The sequence below is a fragment of the Gordonia aichiensis NBRC 108223 genome (assembly GCF_000332975.1).
Lineage (GTDB): Bacteria > Actinomycetota > Actinomycetes > Mycobacteriales > Mycobacteriaceae > Gordonia > Gordonia aichiensis.
In genome coordinates this window covers 501,178-517,747 of the sequence record NZ_BANR01000004.1, presented here as the reverse complement: position 1 = coordinate 517,747, position 16,570 = coordinate 501,178, and the positions used below count along the sequence as shown (strand labels likewise).

The following is a 16,570-nucleotide window of genomic DNA, read 5'->3' as shown; positions in this document are numbered from 1 at the left end:
TACCCTTGAGGGTATGCGTACCGCGTATCAAGAACAGCTGCATTCACTCAATGCGGTGCTCGGAGAAATGTGCGATCTGGCCGGTTCTGCGATGGACCGCGCCACCCAGGCTCTGTTGCAGGCCGATCTCGCCATTGCCGAGGAAGTGCTGTCGGAGAACGACAGACTGTCAGAGTTGTCCGCCCGGGCCGAGGAGCAGGCGTTCGCGCTTCTCGCGCTCCAGGCTCCCGTCGCCGGCGACCTGCGCGGGGTCGTCAGCGGGTTCCAGATCGTCGCCGACGTCGACCGCATGGGGGCGCTCGCACTGCATGTCGCCAAGGTTGCCCGACGTCGCCACCCCGCCAAAGCGCTGCCCGAAGAGGTCAACGGCTACTTCGCCGAGATGGGCAGGCTCGCCGTGGCGTTGGCCGCCAACGCACGCGAGGTGCTCGACACACAGGATCCCGAGGCAGCGGTCCGTCTGCAAGAGGACGACGACGCCATGGACGATCTGCACCGCCATCTGTTCACGGTGCTGATGGACCGCGACTGGGAGTACGGCGTCGCCGCGGCTGTCGACGTCACCCTTCTCGGCCGCTACTACGAACGCTTCGCCGACCACGCGGTGTTGATCGGTCGTCGGGTCGTCTTCCAGGCCACCGGGCAGACACCCGAGCAGTTTCAAGACGCATCCTGACATCCTTCAGACAGAAACGTCGGTGGGTCACAACCAAGTCCGGTTGTGGCCCACCGACGTTCTTGACCGCAGTGCTTGATCACTGATGAGTTGAGCGCTCTTTCGGGACCAAGGCCATCCTGACTTCCGAGTAGTGGCCGCGGAGTCTAGGGTTGAGCGCCATGGGCGTGCACTATCCGGCGGAACCCGATTTCAACGCCGCAACCGACGACGACACCGAGCGGCATTCCGGCCGTCGGCAACTGTTCGTCTACCTCGGTGTGACTCTGTCGCTCGTCGCGCTGTTGGTCATCCTGTTGCTCAACATGTGAGCACGACGCACCCTCAGCCGAATCGGCCCGAGATGTAGTCTTCGGTCTCGCGCTTGGTGGGGTGCGTGAAGATGGTCTCGGTGTCGCCGATCTCCACCAGTTGTCCCGGCTGGCCGATCCCCTCGAGATTGAAGAACGCGGTCTGGTCACTGACACGAGCGGCCTGCTGCATGTTGTGCGTGACGATGACGATCGTGTAGTCCTTCTTGAGCTCGCCCATGAGGTCCTCGATCGCGAGCGTCGAGATGGGGTCGAGAGCCGAGCACGGCTCGTCCATCAGCAGGACGTCGGGCGAGACCGCGATCGCACGGGCGATGCACAGTCGCTGCTGCTGACCTCCGGAGAGTCCACCGCCGGGCTTGTCGAGGCGGTCCTTGACCTCTTCCCACAGGTTGGCACCGCGCAGGCTCCGCTCGGTCACCTCGTTGAGCTGCTTCTTGTTGCGAATGCCCTGCAGGCGCAACCCTGCGACGACGTTGTCGCGGATCGACATCGTCGGGAACGGATTCGGCCGCTGGAAGACCATGCCGATCGTCGTGCGGACGCTCGTCGGGTTGACCTCTTTGCCGTAGATGTCCTCGCCGTCGAGCAGCACGCTACCGACCGCATACGCGCCGGGGATCTCTTCGTGCATCCGGTTGAGCGTGCGCAGGACCGTCGACTTACCGCAGCCCGATGGGCCGATGAATGCCGTGATGCTGTGCGGTGGGACGGCGAGGGTCACGTCCTTCACAGCGTGGAACTTGCTGTAGTAGATGTTCAGATCTTTGATGTCGAGGCGCTTGGCCATGGCACTACTTTCTGGTGCTGCTGGTGGATTCGACGGCGGTCTCTACCTGGATTTGGGTGCCAGGTACTTCGCGAGCAGTGCCGCGACGATGTTGAGAACGGCGATGATGATGATCAGGGTGAGAGCCGCGCCCCAGTAGTAGAACGACGACGCCGGCTGGCTCGCCGCCCACATGTCCTTGATGAACAGCGGCAGCGAGTTCATCCCGCCTTCGAAGGGGTTCGTCTTCACCAGCGAACTCGCGGGACCGGCGAGGATCAGCACCGGGGCGGTCTCGCCCATGATGCGCGCGATGGCGAGGAAGATGCCGCTGAGCATGCCCGACAGTGCCGTCGGGATCACGACGCGCATGATGGTCTTCCACTTCGGGATGCCGAGCGCGTACGACGCTTCGCGCAGTTCGTCGGGAACGAGCTTGAGCATTTCCTCCGACGACCGCACGACGATCGGGATCATCAGCAAGATGAGAGCGAGACTGACCATGAAAGCGCTCTGCCCCATCGACAGACCGATGACGAACACCGTGAAGATGAACAGGGTGGCGACGATCGACGGGACGCCCGCGAGGATGTCGACCATGAAGCTGACCGGCTTGACCAGCTTCGACGTCGGATACTCGACCAGCAGGATTGCGGTGAGCACGGCGATCGGCACGGAGATGATCGTGGCGACGAGCGCCTGGATGATCGAGCCGACAATCGCCGGGGCGATCCCGGCGCCGTAGTTGGTGGTGGTGTCGACGGCATAGGCGTCACCGAACCACCAGTGCGGGTCGGTGATCGCGCTCGCACCGTTGGAGATGACCGTCCACAGCAACCACACGAGCGGGATGACCCCGAGGACGAAGCAGAGGAAGAACGCGCCGCGTGCGGCGTTGTTGCGGATTCGACGGCTCAGCGAGATCTCGCGGAACGCCGACGGGTGTTGTTTGACCGGGCCGCCGCCTGCGCCCTTGTCGAGTGCGATGCTCATCCGTTGACCTTTCCGCCTGCGACCACGCGGGCGACCGCGTTCACCACGAACGTCAGGAGGAACAGCACCAGCCCCGCCGCGATGTAGGCGCTCTGGGTGTTCTGGCTACCGACGAACTCACCCACATCGCGGGCGATCTTCGACGCGAACGTGTCGCCGCCCTCGAACAGCGACCACTTGAGGCGACCGACAGCGGCGCTGAGGATGATCATCACCGCGATGGTCTCTCCGAGCGCACGACCGAGCGCGAGCATCGCCGCAGCGATCATGCCCGAGCGACCGTACGGGAACGAGGTCATGCGGATGACCTCCCATTTCGTCGCGCCGAGGGCCAGCGCGGCCTCCTTCTGCCCCGGAGGCGTCTGACGCAGCACCTCTCGGGTGATCGAGGTGATGATGGGGAGCATCATGATCGCGAGCACGATGCCCGCGGTGAAGATCGTGCCTCCGCCGCGCACCGAGGTGCTGCCCGCGGAGAAGAGGAAGAACCAGCCGAGCGAGTCGTTGAGCCAACCGGCGACCGGTGCGATCACCGGGGCGAGGATGTAGATGCCCCAGAGTCCGAAGATGATCGACGGCACCGCTGCGAGGAGATCGATGACGGCGGCAAGCGGTCGGGCGATCTGCCGGGGGGCGTACTCGACGAGGAAGACCGCGATCCCGATGGCGATCGGGGTGGCGATGATCAGCGCGAACAGGGAGCTCAGGACCGTTGCGCGGAACAGTTCCCAGATACCGAAGCGCACGGTGTCGTTGTCGAAGTTCGACGAGCCGACGTCCCATTGGGACGAGAAGACGAAGTTGGCGTGATTGGCCACCATCGCCGGTATGGCATTGATGATGAGGGCAATGCCGATACCGGCGACGAGGACGACCACGAAGAAACCCGTGCCCCGCGCGAGGTAGGAGAAGAGTTGGTCGCCGACGGCGCCACGGTGGCTGCGCAGGCCCGGGTGGAGCTGCTCGTCGAGTTGCTCCTCGGATTCGGGAGGCAACTGGTCGGGCGATTCGGGGGGCTGCGCGCCGGGTTCGGGCGGGGTCTCCGCCTTCCCCCGGCCCACACCGGTGGTGTCATCCACAGACATAACTCATATCGCTTCTCAGTCGGGATCTTCGTTGGGTTGCTACTGCACGACCCTGATTACTGCAGGGCGCTGATCGACGACGACAGCTTCTGCTGGAACTCGCTCGGCAGCGGGATGTAGCCCGCATTGATGAGCTCCTGGCCCTGGTTCTGCGGTGCAGACGCCACCGACAGGAACGTCTTGACACCCTGGCCGACCGAAGTATCAGCGTACTTCGAGCACACGATCGAGTATGTTGCCAAAACGATCGGGTAGGCGCCCGCGGTGGTCGGCTTGTAGAAGGACTCCGTGTCGATGACCATGTTGTGGTTGTCGGGGCCGTTCTTGAGCTTCGCCGACTCGATGGTCTTGCCGCCGGTCTCGGCCGTCAGTGCGACGCCGCTCTTGTCCTGGTCGGTGATGATCTTCGCCATCGACAACTTGTTGGACTGCGCGTAGGCCCACTCGACGTAGGCGATTGAGCCGGGGGTCGGCTTCACCGCGGAGCCCACACCGGGATTGCCCTGCTTGCCCTCGCCGACGCCGCCGTTGAAGGTCTTGCCCGCACCCTTGGTCCAGCCGCCTGCGGCGGTCAGGTACTTCTGGAAGTTGTCGGTGGTACCCGACTGGTCGGCGCGGTAGATCACGCTGATCGGGGTGGCGGGCAGGGTCTTGCCGGGATTGTCGGCAGCGATTGCCGGGTCATTCCAGGTCTTGGCCTCACCGCTGAAGATCTTGGACAGCGTCGGAGCCGACAGCGCAAGGTCGTCGACGCCGTCGACGTTGTAGGTCACCGCGATCGGACCGAAGACGAGCGGGAGCTGCCACGCCTCCGAGCCGCAGCGCTGTGCGGCCTTCTGGATCTCCTCACCCTTCAGCGGCGAGTCGGAACCACCGAAGTCGGTGAGGTTCTGAGTGAAGTCGGACACACCCTGGCCGGAGCCGCCGCCACCGTAGGCGAGCTCGTGACCCGGGCAGGTCTTGGCGAACGAGGTGGAGAAGATCTTCATGGCGTTGGCCTGGGCCGTGGAACCGCTCGCCTTGAGGGACTCCTTGCCCTCGCACTTGATGTCGGTCACCGCAGAGGCGGGTGCAGCGCTGGTGCCGCCCTTGTCCGCATTGCTGCTACACGCACCGAGAACGAGGGCGGAGCTGGCCGCCATCACGGCGACGGCTGCTCCTGTACGACTCAATTTCACTTTCTGGTTCCCTCCAGCATCAGAACATGGCAGTCCCGCCAAGCGGCGTTGCCCGGTCGCACTGACAGTAGGGGGCCGTGGTGGACGGCCCGGACACCGAAGGTGAACGGAAGATGAATTGGACATTCGAGACGGGCCGCGCTAGTTAGGTAAGGCTTTGTTAAAGTCTGCATGTAATGAGCTGCCCGGCACCCCGACTCGACACTGCGCGCCCCGTGACGGGCGCGGCCATCGACGTGCACCACGCGTCGCGGCGAAGCGCTGTCGTTCTCGGACCGCTCGCGCTCCCGGACGCGCGCACCGCGACCGCTCGACTCCGCCGCTTCGCCGAACTCGGTCCGCACACCCGGATCGGACTCCAGCCGTCTGCCGACCGTCGCACGTGGCTCTTCGCACCCGACGCGCTTGCAACCGCCGTTCACACCGCACCGGCAACCGGCGATCCCAGAACGCTGCTCGACGAGTTGTCGTCGCGCGCGCCGGGACACCTCCGTGTCGTCCTCAGCGACGATCACATGGCTATCGACTACGACCACGGGCTCGGCGACACCACCCTGGTCAACACGATCGTCGACGTCCTCCTCGGCGTCGACGACGTGGACGTCACACTGCTGCCACGGCTTCGCACGTCCACATCGGCCCTGGCGATCGCAGGGGCGTCAGTCCTGTGCGATCCGCGAAGGGTCGTCGCGCTCGCGCGCATGCATCTCTCCCGCGACTTCCGTCCACCGCACCCCTGCCAGATGGTGGCAATCGATCGGCCCGGTTCGACGACGAGCGTGATGGTTCGGTTCGACACGAAGGTCGTCGAATCGATGCGCGCCCAGCGAGTAGTACGCGCACCCGATGTCGGAATGTTCGCGATCTACACCGTCGCACTGGTACGAGCGTTGACGGCAGCGGGCCTGCGGGTCAATCCGATGGTCACCCTTCCGTTCGACGCGCGGGCCTACCTACCGCGCTCGGTGGGCACGATGGCCAACTTCGCGGCAGGTCTCGACTTCGCTGTACTCCCGGATACATCTCCCACGGCTTTGCAGGCCGAACTCTCGGCTGCGTCGACCATGGGGCGACCGGTGGCGAATCTTGTTGTGACGGCGATCAAGTCGAGGTTGGCGCAGCGTCGAGGAACCAGCGGGAACGACGCCCTACGGTCGTGGACACCCGCGGGCGAGGCCGCGATCGATCTGCTCCACTCCTCGGGTGGCGTCGTCCCGGGGCGTCGTGGGCGGTGGACATTCACCGACCCCGACACCGCATATGTCATCGGCGTCGCCGATCCCCCTTCGCCCACCGGGATCACGGTGACGAGTACGTCGGTCACCGGGAGTCTCTGTCTCACAGCAACCTTCCGAGACGATGTCTTCGCCCCCGATGCGGTGGCGGCAGCGCTCGACGACGTCCCGTCGCAGGCGTCGGCAGCGCTCGACGAGACGGTCCCCAGGTCGGGATAGCTCGGGTCGAGATCCGAGATGTGACCATCGCTTCTTTGGTTAGCCTTCCCTAATACATATGGGTTAGGCTACCGTCGTCCGCCGTCCCGCATGCAGTCCGGAGTCGAAGTTGCCGCACCTCTCCTCGCAGCCAGCTGCGCCCACGCTGTCGGCGATCATCTGCTGCTACACCTGCGGCCGCGCGGACCTTCTCTCGCGCGCGATCGCCGCGACACGCGCCCAACTGCACCCGGGCGACGAACTCGTCGTCGTGGTCGACCACAACGACGAGCTGCTCGCGATGCTGACATCGCAGCTCGGTGTCGACGATTCCGCGGTCCGAGTCAGCCCATCCACGCAGGCGCGCGGTCTTTCTGGCGCGCGGAATACCGGCACCCGTATGGCGCGAGGTGAGGTACTGGTCTTCATCGACGACGACGCCGAGCCCGACTCCGGGTCCTTTGACGCCATTCGAACACGCTTCGCCGACGACGAGATCAGCGCATTGGGTGGTGCGATCACACCCAACTGGATCCTCCCGCAGCCGACGTGGTTTCCCGAGGAATTCGGCTGGGTCGTCGGCTGTGACTATCGCGGTCTACCCGAGAACGGTGCACAGATCCGCAACCCGATCGGGGCGGCTATGGCGGTACGCCGCGACCGGCTCGAGGTCATCGGAGGATTCTCCACCGCACTCGGCCGGCACCGTGACCTCCCTGCGGGGTGCGAAGAGACGCTGATGGGAATTGCACTGCGCCAACGATTTCCACACTCGAGGATCGTGCGCGACACCGGCTTCCGGGTCCGCCACGCGGTGTCACCCGACCGAAACAGCTTCACCTACTTCAGCCGCCGCTGCTATCAAGAAGGGCGCTCGAAGGCCACGCTGGCGCGCTTGACCTCGGCCGACGCCGCGCTGGCCGCCGAGCGCGGATACGCGACCCGCACTCTGCCGCAGGGCATGTGGCGCTCCCGACACACACCGACCCGGGCCGTGGCTCTCCTCGCCGGACTACTCGTGACGTGCACGGGGTTCTGTGTCGGAATGGTGACATCGATCGGCCGTGCCGCACCAGTCGTGGCCGACCACTCCCGCAGAGGTGATTCCCACCGCGATGCCTGCCCCAGAGAGGCCAACCCGATCCGATGACAATCCTCCGACTCCTCCGTGACCCTCGTATCACCCTGGTCGCCGCGCTCATCGTTCTCCAGTTCTTCGCCGCCGAGTGGGTGGTCTCCGCGACATGGCGGGGACACTACTCGTACCGTGTCGACCAACTCGGACCGCTAGGACTCGAATTCTGTGGACCACAAGGTCGTTGGCCCTGCAGCGCGCTCTACCCCGTGATGAACGTGAGCCTGGTCCTCACCGGCCTCGCCATCTCGACCGTTGCGGCGAGCTGGGCTCTACGACGGATCGTCACGTTTCCCCACGCCGGCGCGTTGCTGATCGCCGGATTCGGACTGGCGGTCAGCGGGATCATCACCGAGAAGACCGACTATCAACATCATTCGGCCGCACTCACGACGTTCTTCGTGCTCGCTTCGGTCGGGGTCGCGATGATCGGATTCTCCGGTTCCACACTCTTGACGCCGGGTATCCGCGCGATCGTGGCGCTTGCCGGGATCATCGCGACGGTCGCATTCATCTCCTACGCAACGGGTCTCACCGGATGGTTCGGCTCGGGCGGCACCCAGCGACTGATCGTCTACCCGATCCTCGTCGCTGTCGTCGTCGCCGGGGTGTCGAGTGGACGGGTACGCGCTCCCGGAGACCGGTCGGACGACACGTCGGACTTGGGGCAGATCGAACCCGCGCCGGTGACCAGCGGATGAAACGGCAACTCGTGTGCGCGGTCACCGGCGTGCTCGCCCTCTCACTCACGGCATGTGCACTACCACGCGGAAACGCAGATCCCGCAACGAGCACCGCCGATACGCACGTCGTCTCAGACGAATTCGACGGTCCGGCCGGCCCCATCGGCGGAGTGTGGACCGCCGAGACCGGAGGTGGGGGCTGGGGTAACAGAGAACAGCAGGTCTACACCGACAGCACACGCAACGTGAGACTCGACGGCAAGGGACACCTACTGATCACAGCCCGACGCGACGGCGACACCATCACCTCGGCCCGCCTCACCACCCGCGGCAAGTACTCCCTGCTCTACGGCACCGTCTCTGCACGCATCTCGCTTCCGTCAGGCCAGGGACTGCACCCGGCGTTCTGGCTTCTCGGCGACTCCCTCGACGAGGTTGGCTGGCCGCGCGCAGGAGAAATCGACGTGATCGAGACACTGAACGCCGCAACCGATTACCACACCGGAATCCACACGCCTGCGAACTCCGACCCACGCGGCCAGAACCTCTCGGCTTCGGGCCCGGCCCCCTTCCCGCTCGCCGACACATTCCACACCTACTGGATTCGCAAGGCGCCCGGTCGCATCGTCACCGGCATCGACGACCGCGAGCTGTTCTCCGTGACACCGTCCGATCTCGCCGCGGGCTCCCAATGGGTGTTCGATGCCCCCTTCCATGTCTTGCTCAACGTCGCCGTCGGAGGCGACTGGCCCGGCCCGCCGTCGGCCGACACCGCCTTCCCCGCCACGATGACGGTCGATTGGATTCGGGTGACCACAACCGAACGGAGCTCCGGCACATGACCGATTTGTTCACGGCGCCAGTCGAATTGCATCCTGTCATGCCCAGCACAGGAGGACCGGAATGGCCCGATGCGACCTGGGTCGGGCAACTCGACACAGCAGAGCTCGCACGCATGCGTCGATCGGTCGGCGACACCGTCGTCTGTCGTCCGGTCGACGCCGAAGGGTACACCCGTGCGCGAATACTCATCCGCAATTCCGGTGTGCCCGTACGTTTCGCGGAGACGCCGCTCCGGAACGGGCTCGCGACCGTGACGATTCCACCGGCGATGCCGGCGAGTACCCCCGCGCTACGCGATCAACCGGTGTCGATCGTGGTGTGCACGCGCGAGCGTCCCGAGGATCTACGATCCGCCCTGGAATCGCTCATGCGCCTTCCACATTCCCCACTCGAGATCCTCGTCGTCGACAACGCACCCGTGACCGACGCGACCGCTCGGGTCGTGAACAAGTGCGGTGACGAGCGTGTGCGCCTGGTCACCGAACCTGTGCCCGGTCTGTCGGCCGCACGGAACACAGGGTTGTTGGCGGCCTCGCACGAGATAGTCGCGTTCACCGACGACGATGTGGTGGTCGACCCCGGCTGGATCGCGGGCCTGCTGGCGGGCTTCGCGCGCGCAGACGACGTCGCCTGCGTGTGCGGATTGGTCCCCAGCGGTGAGTTGCGCACGCCGGCACAGGCGTACTTCGACTGGCGGGTCTCCTGGGCCGACAATGTCACCGCACGTCGGTACTCCCTGGACGATCCGCCAGAGGACATCCCGCTGTTCCCGTACCAGGTCGGGATCTACGGGACCGGAGCCAATTTCGCGGTCGACCGGGATCGCATCGTGCGCCTCGGCGGGTTCGACGAGGCACTGGGGACAGGCACGAAGACGATGGGCGGCGAGGATCTCGACATGTTCCTGCGCGTTCTCGTAGCCGGGTACAGCCTGGTGTCCGAGCCGTCGGCGATAGTCTGGCACCGACATCGCAGCGACAACGACGCCCTGCTCTCGCAAGCGCGCGGATACGGAGCAGGACTCGGCGCGGTCCTGACCAAGATCGCTTGCGACCGCACGCACCGCCGTCTCGCATTCTCTGTGTTACGCAGACGTTTTCGTTCGGTGTTCCGCGCCTCGGCCGCCTACGGCGGTGTCTGCCGTCCACCCGATCACATGCTCGTCGACATCTCTGCGTCAGTGGGTCGACTCGAGGTCTTCTCCGTGTTCCGCGGTCCGTGGGCACTCGCCCAGGAACGACGGGCGGGCAAGCAGGCGACTCCGTTGCTGGCAGCACGCGAAGGGGCGACCATCACTACCGGAGCGACCCTGTGACCACGAGTGCACCGCCGGATTCCCTCGACGCCACCTCCGACACAGATGCGCAGTCGTCAGCGCCCACTGCCGAAGCGCTGCTCCCACAACGGGTCACCTACCGACTCGCCGATGTCGCGCTGATCTCCTCCGTGATCGGACTTTTCGGCCTGATCCCGCTACCTGGTCCCATGCGCGCGGTGCTCGTCGCCGCGTTCGTGTTCGTCGGTCCCGGAGCCGCGATCACCACGTGGGTGCATGTCCCGCGCAGGCTTCTCCCCGCGGCCGTCGTGACGCTCAGCATGTCGATCATGACCATCATCGCGATCGGTGCGATGTGGTCCTACAGGTGGCATCCATCGGCGATCCTCGTGGTCGAAATCCTGGCAGTCGCAAGCAGCAGCGTGTACTGGTACGTTCGCGAACATTCCGTACCACCGGTGCGTTCGTGGCCGTCCGACCTCGCTTCCCGCGCGCGTACCTCGCTGCGCGGCGTTGGCTTCGACGTATCGCTCGTGTTCCTCGCGCTCGCCCTCGTCCTGTGGATCGCCGCGTTGGGCATCGGGCTGCCTGGCGTCGACGCCGGCTTCTACGGCCTGCTGTTCTCCGGCGCGGGCATGCTCCTCATCCCCGCGGTCGTTCTCGTCGCCGTCGCCTTCGTCATCGCGATCGCGCGACGTCGCGTTCCCGTCGCGGTGGCGGCCCTCCTCACGCTGATCGTCATCGAACGCGGGACCACCTGGCTCGGAACGGAAGTGCCGCTGTACGAGTGGACGTACAAACACATCGCCGTCGTGCGCTACGTGATGGCACACGATCTCATCCAGCCCAACGGCACCGACATCTATGCGCAATGGCCGGCGTTCTTCGTCACCTCCGCATGGTTCTCCGATGTCACCGGGTTCGACCCGATGTCGTTGGCGCACGTGTTCGCGCTCGTCATCCACCTGTTGATCGCGATCATCGTCTACTCCGCGGCACGCACGATCGGATCGTCGACTCGCGTCGCGATCACCGCGGCCTTCTGCGTCGAGATGGTGAACTGGGTTGCCCAGGACTATTTCTCGCCACAGGCATGGAGTCTTGTCATCGCCTACGGCCTTCTCGCGATGCTGATCGCCTCGCGACATCATCGTCAAACGGGGATCCTTGCCATCGTTCCGTTCGCGGCGATTGTCCCGACACATCAACTCACCCCGTTCTGGGTGCTCGCCGCCGCCGTCGCGCTCGTCATCTTCCGACAGATGCGTCCGTGGTGGGCGGTGGCGGTGATGATCGGTATCGCGGGCGCATACCTCGCCCTCAACTTCGACGCCGTTGCGCCGTACGGGATTCTCTCGGGAGGCAATCCGGTCAGCAACGCCACCAGCAACGTCACCGCTTCCGGCGTGCCTGCCAAGGAGATCACCTCGCTGATCTGTCGGGCCCTGTCTGCCGGCGTGTTGCTCTTCGCGGGTCTCGCCGCCGTCGTCGGGTGGAAGAACAAGCGTCCGTATGTGATCGCCTGCGCGATCGTGGCGTTCTCTCCTCTCGCACTCCTGCTCGGACAGAGCTACGGAGGCGAGGCCATCTTCCGCGTCTACCTGTACTCGCTACTGGGGTGCGGACTCCTCGCCGCTCCGTACATCGTTGCGGCCCTTGATGGTTTTCGCAGACGCGGACGCCGCGCATTACTCGCATGGGCGAGCAGTCTGGCCGTCGTGACAGCCGCACTTGCGGGCGCCTACGCGTATGTCGCACTGTGGCCTACCGTCGTCGAAACCAGAGCCCAGGTCGACGCCATCGACCGCATCACCGCATCCGCGCCGCCCGGCACGCGAATCATCATGCTCTACGGGGCCGGGCTTCCCGCTCGGGTCAATGAGAACTACGCGCCGCTGACCCTCGCCAATCCGTACTTCGACTACCCGCTGTCCTTCGAGTTGGCCGACACCCGTGGTACTTTCCCGACACCCGAACAACTCGGCTGGCTCGAGTGGAAGGTCGGCGAGACCGACAAGCCGACGATCATCGCCTTCACCACCCAGTCGCGGCGGGTCATCGAGTATTACGGCGAGTACCGTCCCGGCGCTCCCGCCGAGTTCGAACGAATCATGCGCGAGACGCCCGGCTGGCGGACGGTGTGGGAAAACCCCGACACCCTTGTGCTCGAGCACGATCCGCAGACGGCGCCTCGTTAGTCCTGGTTCGTTCCAGTCTTCTGCTGGTGGCGCTATGCCGGGTCGACGACCTGTGCGCGCGTCAGCGCGCGGTGCGTGCGACGCTCGTACCCGATGGTGCGCAGCACGCGAAAGCCGTCGCTGAACGCATTGAGGTTGCTGCGTCCATGAATTCGGCAGCTCTCATGTGAGCCGACCTCCTTGATGGTCAGACCACCACGTGCCATACGCACATTGATGACCGTCTCGATCTCGAACCCATCGCCCCACTGTGGTTCCGCCAGGGCGACGTCGGGCAGGTCGAGTACGGATACGTGATGACGCCAGAAGGCGTTGTAGCCGTAGCAGAGATCGGCGAACTCGGTGTGGAATATCCGGTTGACGAGGAAGTTCAATCCCTTGTTGCCGAGGCGTCGGAACGTCGTGATGTCGTCACTGCCGCCACCGTGCGAGAACCGGCTGCCCTTCGCCAGGTCGGCGCCACCGACCAGCGCTTCGACGAATCTGGGGATCTCGGCGGGATCGGTCGAACCATCGGCGTCGATCATCACGATGATGTCGCACGTCGCGGCGGCGAAACCACAGGCGAGGGCATTGCCCTTACCGCCGCGTGTCTGAGGGATGATCACCGCGTCGGGCCACAGCCGACGCGCCACGGCCATCGTGTCGTCTGTGGAGTTGCCGTCGACGACGACGATCTCATCGACCACTGGCATACGCTCGGCAACGTAAGGCAGATTGAGGGCTTCGTTGCGGGCCGGAATGACCACTGTCACCGTCGGTTCGCGCGGCCCTTCCGCATCTGCGTCATCTGGCGTTTCCGGCTCGAATTCGTGCTCGAACTCGGTCATTTCGTCGTCTACCGCGCGCGGAGTGTCCCCGTTGTACGTGTCCGTCACCGATCTCCCCTTCGTATGAGGTTGCCATCGTCATCGCGGTATCGGCACCAGACCGCACTCCCGGTCTCCCGGTTCGCCCAACCGTACTAGATAAGGGTAGGCTTACGAAACCTGCAGAGATATCTGATCGGTGCGACCGTCCTCACAGTTGCCAACCGATCCTTCGGCCGGACGACACAATAGGCGAGGAATGCCGTGAGAACAGTTGATGTATCGCGAGATTCGACGCGGACACAGGTCGCGATCATCGGCGCAGGGCCCGCAGGCCTGACGTTGGCACACATGCTCGCCGCCCAGGGCATTGATGCCCTGGTCCTCGAACATCAGACAGAAGACCATGTGCGGTCCCGTGTCCGCGCCGGCGTCATCGAGAACTCAACCGTCGATGTACTCACCGAGCTCGGAGTTGCCGACCGCCTTCATCGCGAGGCATTGGTGCACAAGGGTTTCTACATCCGTCTCGATCGTAGGACTCACCATCTCGACTTCCACCGTCTCACCGGCCGTAACGCCTACGTGTACGGCCAGGCCGAAATCGTCGCCGATCTCATCGACGGGCTCCGTTCCCTCGACCGTGCGCCGGTCTTCTCCGCCGACGATGTGTCCCTGCACGACTTCGAGGGCAGCACACCGTCGGTCGAGTACTCCGTCGACGGAGTACGGCATCGCGTGGACGCGGATGTCATCGCTGCCTGTGATGGCTTCCACGGCGTCGGACGAGCGACGCTGGCACCGTATGTCGAGACCTTGCAGCGCACATATCCTTTCGCCTGGCTGGGTATTCTCGCGCACTCGACCCCGGTGACCGAAGAGGGGATGTACTGCGCTCACCCGGACGGTCTGTCGGTACACAGCATGCGGGGGCCTCGCCTCAGCAGGCAGTACCTGCAGGTTCCAGCCGGTACCCGACTCACGGAGTGGAGCGACGATCAGATCTGGAGTGAACTCGCCCGACGCAGTACCTCCGACGACCACCCGCCCCTGGAAACCGGTGCGATCATCAATCGCAGCCTGGCCCCCTTGCGCAGTGTCGTGACACAGCCCATGCAGCTGGGTTCGTTGTTCCTACTCGGCGATGCCGCGCACATCGTTCCGCCGACGGGGGCCAAAGGACTCAACCTCGCCGTGTCGGATGCCTGCGTGCTCTCCCACGCTCTCGGCGCGTTCTATGCGACCGGCAAGCGCGAAGAACTCGACGCCTACACCGCTCGCGCACTGCCGAGAATCTGGCAAGCTCAGTCATTTTCGTGGAATCTGACGTCACTGCTCCATCGCGTCACCGACGATCCGTTCGACTGGGAGCTCCGCCGTGCACGCCTGCAGCGGTGGACGTCGTCGGACGATGAACAGCGGGCCCTCGGCGAGGTCTACCTCGGGCTCCCTTTCCCGACGCCCTGGAGGTTCTGATGAGTACCTGCGGTCAGGGCTGCAACAGGTTCGTCGAGATCGATCCCGAACAGGCTGCGCAGCAGGATGATCGAGTCTCGCATCGTCACGTACTCGGTGACCCGACCGCCGTCCGGTGTCGTGGTAACCAGTCGATAGCCGCTTTCCTCACGACGCGAGGTCAGCGTGTAGCGGTGCACGCCGTCGTCACGGGTGCAGATCACCGATCCGGTGAACCGCGACGCGGGATCGGTGCTGTGCCATCGCGCCATTCCTGCGAACTCGTCGAGGTCCCGCGGAACACCGTCGAGCACATACGCACCGTCACCACAGGCGATCTCCCACGTGTGCGGGTCGTCGAGATCGACATCCGCGGTGGCCATCTCACCACCGAACCCCACGTCGACGAGTCGACGTCGTCTACCCCGGCCGATCACGACCGCCATGTGCCCGAGCGGCAACCCGAGGCCCGCGTCGATGCGAACCTGCGCGCCGATCGCCTGTGCATCGATCCCGAACTCGCGGAGCGCGAGCAGCAGCAGTCCGTTGAGTTCATAGCAGATTCCGCCACGGCGTCGGATGACCAGCTTGTCGACGATGACACCCGCGGCCACGTTCACCACGAGCCCGCGGTGGATGTCGAGGTTCTCGAAGGGGATCGTCCGATGCTGCTGGCGTGCGAGCGCCTCGACTGCGTCGGGATCGTGCGCGGCGAGCGCCGGCCGTCGGTGGGCGACGCCGATGCGCGTCAGGTAGGCATCGGTCGGAAATCTCACACTCGGCTTGGTCACAACACAAAGGATAGGCTAACCTCATCTTGATCACCGGGGGTGGTCCGCCGCCGCCTACGTGATCTGCCATCACGATCGGAGTACCAGCATGCACGACCGCCGTGGGGAAAGACGGGAAGTTCTGTCCGGCAAAGCCCTTCGCATGGCACGCTTGTTCTCGTCGCCATCCCGGCGCGCGCTGGTCGTGCCGATCGACCACTCGGTCACCATCGGCCCGCTCGGCCGCGCAGATCATGCCGACGAGACCGCGGCCATGCTCGCAGAGTCGGGCGCCGATGCGCTCATCGTCCACAAGGGCAGGGCGAGGACCATCGATCCGCGCCGATTCACCGGACTCGGCCTGATCGTGCATCTGTCGGCAGGCACCAGCCTCGCTCAGGACGCCACCGGCAAGGTGCTCGTCGGTTCCGTCGACGAATGCCTCGGTCTCGGTGCCGATGCCGTCAGCGTCCACGTGAACGTCTCCTCGGATACCGAACCCGCCCAACTCGCCGATCTCGGCAGAGTCGCCAGAGAATGCGAGCGTCTCGGAATCCCCCTGCTGGCAATGATGTACGCACGCGGCGCAACCACCTCGCCGGTCTCGACGTCGGCGCAGACGCTGGCGCACCTGGCTGCCATCGCCACCGACCTCGGGGCCGACATCGTGAAACTCGATTACGCGGGAACCACCGAGGCGATGGATCAGGTCGTCGACTCGTGTCCGCTGCCGATCCTGGTGGCCGGCGGGCCCTCCGCCGCCTCCGACGACGCCGCGATCGAACTCGGCTGCCGTGTCGCCCAATCACGCGTTGCAGGGCTGAGTTTCGGTCGTCAGATCTTCGACGCCGATGAACCGTCGCAGGTGGCCGGAGCACTCGCCGCCCATCTGCACGACCACGACCCCCGCGCACTCCAGTTGGCCTGAGCGTCGAGCGATCCCCAGGGAGCCCGGC

16 protein-coding genes are annotated in these 16,570 nt (G+C 65.0%); 10 read left to right on the top strand and 6 right to left on the bottom strand.

Annotation, left to right across the window (positions count from 1 at the left end; translation table 11 throughout):
* Positions 1 to 13 precede the first annotated feature (13 nt).
* Together phoU and GOACH_RS23960 are read left to right on the top strand one after the other, a co-directional pair.
* Positions 14 to 676: a phosphate signaling complex protein PhoU gene (phoU, locus tag GOACH_RS07020; RefSeq protein WP_040517981.1), complete on the top strand. Its 663-nt coding sequence runs from the start codon at positions 14 to 16 to the stop codon at positions 674 to 676.
* Positions 677 to 837: 161 nt separating this feature from the next.
* The gene (locus GOACH_RS23960; RefSeq protein ID WP_169330853.1) at positions 838 to 987 is read left to right on the top strand and encodes a hypothetical protein; all 150 of its coding nucleotides are present in this window, start codon (positions 838 to 840) and stop codon (positions 985 to 987) included.
* Between the two features lie 13 nt (positions 988 to 1,000).
* Here GOACH_RS23960 and pstB read toward each other — a convergent pair whose 3' ends face one another.
* From pstB to pstS, 4 genes are read right to left on the bottom strand one after another with little or no spacing between them, the layout of a single operon-like run.
* A complete protein-coding gene (pstB, locus tag GOACH_RS07015) occupies positions 1,001 to 1,777 on the bottom strand; it encodes a phosphate ABC transporter ATP-binding protein PstB (RefSeq protein ID WP_005172617.1) in 777 nt (258 codons plus the stop codon).
* A gap of 42 nt (positions 1,778 to 1,819) precedes the next feature.
* Positions 1,820 to 2,749, bottom strand: a complete 930-nt coding sequence (gene pstA, locus GOACH_RS07010; RefSeq protein ID WP_005172616.1) for a phosphate ABC transporter permease PstA — start codon at positions 2,747 to 2,749, stop codon at positions 1,820 to 1,822.
* The gene (gene pstC, locus GOACH_RS07005; protein ID WP_040517845.1) at positions 2,746 to 3,834 is read right to left on the bottom strand and encodes a phosphate ABC transporter permease subunit PstC; all 1,089 of its coding nucleotides are present in this window, start codon (positions 3,832 to 3,834) and stop codon (positions 2,746 to 2,748) included. The genes pstA and pstC overlap by 4 nt, the downstream gene beginning before the upstream one ends.
* Positions 3,835 to 3,890: 56 nt before the next feature.
* Entirely contained in the window at positions 3,891 to 5,012 is a 1,122-nt protein-coding gene (gene pstS, locus GOACH_RS07000; protein WP_040517844.1) for a phosphate ABC transporter substrate-binding protein PstS, read from the bottom strand.
* A 176-nt stretch (positions 5,013 to 5,188) separates the two neighbouring features.
* Between pstS and GOACH_RS06995 the strand changes: the two genes are divergently transcribed.
* The 6 genes from GOACH_RS06995 to GOACH_RS06970 all read left to right on the top strand — a co-directional run bounded on the left by GOACH_RS06995 (position 5,189) and on the right by GOACH_RS06970 (position 12,580).
* Positions 5,189 to 6,466 carry a hypothetical protein gene (locus GOACH_RS06995; RefSeq protein WP_005172601.1) on the top strand — a complete coding sequence of 426 codons (1,278 nt, stop codon included), beginning with the start codon at positions 5,189 to 5,191 and terminating at the stop codon, positions 6,464 to 6,466.
* A 109-nt stretch (positions 6,467 to 6,575) separates the two neighbouring features.
* Positions 6,576 to 7,595, top strand: a complete 1,020-nt coding sequence (locus GOACH_RS06990) for a glycosyltransferase family 2 protein (RefSeq protein ID WP_005172600.1) — start codon at positions 6,576 to 6,578, stop codon at positions 7,593 to 7,595.
* The gene (locus GOACH_RS06985) at positions 7,592 to 8,281 is read left to right on the top strand and encodes a hypothetical protein (protein ID WP_005172598.1); all 690 of its coding nucleotides are present in this window, start codon (positions 7,592 to 7,594) and stop codon (positions 8,279 to 8,281) included. Before GOACH_RS06990 ends, GOACH_RS06985 begins: the two co-directional genes overlap by 4 nt.
* Positions 8,278 to 9,105: a glycoside hydrolase family 16 protein gene (locus GOACH_RS06980; RefSeq protein ID WP_005172596.1), complete on the top strand. Its 828-nt coding sequence runs from the start codon at positions 8,278 to 8,280 to the stop codon at positions 9,103 to 9,105. Before GOACH_RS06985 ends, GOACH_RS06980 begins: the two co-directional genes overlap by 4 nt.
* A 38-nt stretch (positions 9,106 to 9,143) precedes the next feature.
* Positions 9,144 to 10,421: a glycosyltransferase family 2 protein gene (locus GOACH_RS06975; RefSeq protein WP_245551834.1), complete on the top strand. Its 1,278-nt coding sequence runs from the start codon at positions 9,144 to 9,146 to the stop codon at positions 10,419 to 10,421.
* Complete coding sequence (locus tag GOACH_RS06970) at positions 10,418 to 12,580, top strand: hypothetical protein (RefSeq protein ID WP_005172592.1); 2,163 nt, start codon at positions 10,418 to 10,420, stop codon at positions 12,578 to 12,580. Before GOACH_RS06975 ends, GOACH_RS06970 begins: the two co-directional genes overlap by 4 nt.
* Positions 12,581 to 12,612: 32 nt before the next feature.
* Here the strand turns inward: GOACH_RS06970 and GOACH_RS06965 are convergent, their stop codons facing one another.
* Positions 12,613 to 13,410 (bottom strand): glycosyltransferase family 2 protein, encoded by a 798-nt coding sequence (locus GOACH_RS06965; RefSeq protein WP_052003939.1) that lies wholly within the window; start codon positions 13,408 to 13,410, stop codon positions 12,613 to 12,615.
* A 243-nt stretch (positions 13,411 to 13,653) separates the two neighbouring features.
* Between GOACH_RS06965 and GOACH_RS06960 the strand changes: the two genes are divergently transcribed.
* Positions 13,654 to 14,865 (top strand): 4-hydroxybenzoate 3-monooxygenase, encoded by a 1,212-nt coding sequence (locus GOACH_RS06960; RefSeq protein WP_005172588.1) that lies wholly within the window; start codon positions 13,654 to 13,656, stop codon positions 14,863 to 14,865.
* On the opposite strand, the gene GOACH_RS06955 is transcribed toward GOACH_RS06960, so the two are convergent.
* Positions 14,826 to 15,635 (bottom strand): arylamine N-acetyltransferase family protein, encoded by an 810-nt coding sequence (locus GOACH_RS06955; RefSeq protein ID WP_005172587.1) that lies wholly within the window; start codon positions 15,633 to 15,635, stop codon positions 14,826 to 14,828. The genes GOACH_RS06960 and GOACH_RS06955 overlap by 40 nt on opposite strands.
* Before the next feature lie 88 nt (positions 15,636 to 15,723).
* Here GOACH_RS06955 and GOACH_RS06950 point away from each other — a divergent pair, with 88 nt between their 5' ends.
* Positions 15,724 to 16,542, top strand: coding sequence for a 2-amino-3,7-dideoxy-D-threo-hept-6-ulosonate synthase (locus GOACH_RS06950; protein WP_040517841.1), 819 nt, complete (start codon positions 15,724 to 15,726; stop codon positions 16,540 to 16,542).
* Positions 16,543 to 16,570: the final 28 nt, after the last annotated feature.

Excerpts from the sequence above, each read along its gene's own strand:
- phoU (WP_040517981.1), top strand. The coding sequence starts at position 14 with ATGCGTACCGCGTATCAAGAACAGCTGCATTCACTCAATGCGGTGCTC.
- GOACH_RS23960 (WP_169330853.1), top strand. The coding sequence starts at position 838 with ATGGGCGTGCACTATCCGGCGGAACCCGATTTCAACGCCGCAACCGAC.
- pstB (WP_005172617.1), bottom strand. The coding sequence starts at position 1,777 with ATGGCCAAGCGCCTCGACATCAAAGATCTGAACATCTACTACAGCAAG.
- pstA (WP_005172616.1), bottom strand. The coding sequence starts at position 2,749 with ATGAGCATCGCACTCGACAAGGGCGCAGGCGGCGGCCCGGTCAAACAA.
- pstC (WP_040517845.1), bottom strand. The coding sequence starts at position 3,834 with ATGTCTGTGGATGACACCACCGGTGTGGGCCGGGGGAAGGCGGAGACC.
- GOACH_RS06995 (WP_005172601.1), top strand. The coding sequence starts at position 5,189 with ATGAGCTGCCCGGCACCCCGACTCGACACTGCGCGCCCCGTGACGGGC.
- GOACH_RS06985 (WP_005172598.1), top strand. The coding sequence starts at position 7,592 with ATGACAATCCTCCGACTCCTCCGTGACCCTCGTATCACCCTGGTCGCC.
- GOACH_RS06980 (WP_005172596.1), top strand. The coding sequence starts at position 8,278 with ATGAAACGGCAACTCGTGTGCGCGGTCACCGGCGTGCTCGCCCTCTCA.
- GOACH_RS06975 (WP_245551834.1), top strand. The coding sequence starts at position 9,144 with ATGCCCAGCACAGGAGGACCGGAATGGCCCGATGCGACCTGGGTCGGG.
- GOACH_RS06965 (WP_052003939.1), bottom strand. The coding sequence starts at position 13,410 with ATGACCGAGTTCGAGCACGAATTCGAGCCGGAAACGCCAGATGACGCA.
- GOACH_RS06950 (WP_040517841.1), top strand. The coding sequence starts at position 15,724 with ATGCACGACCGCCGTGGGGAAAGACGGGAAGTTCTGTCCGGCAAAGCC.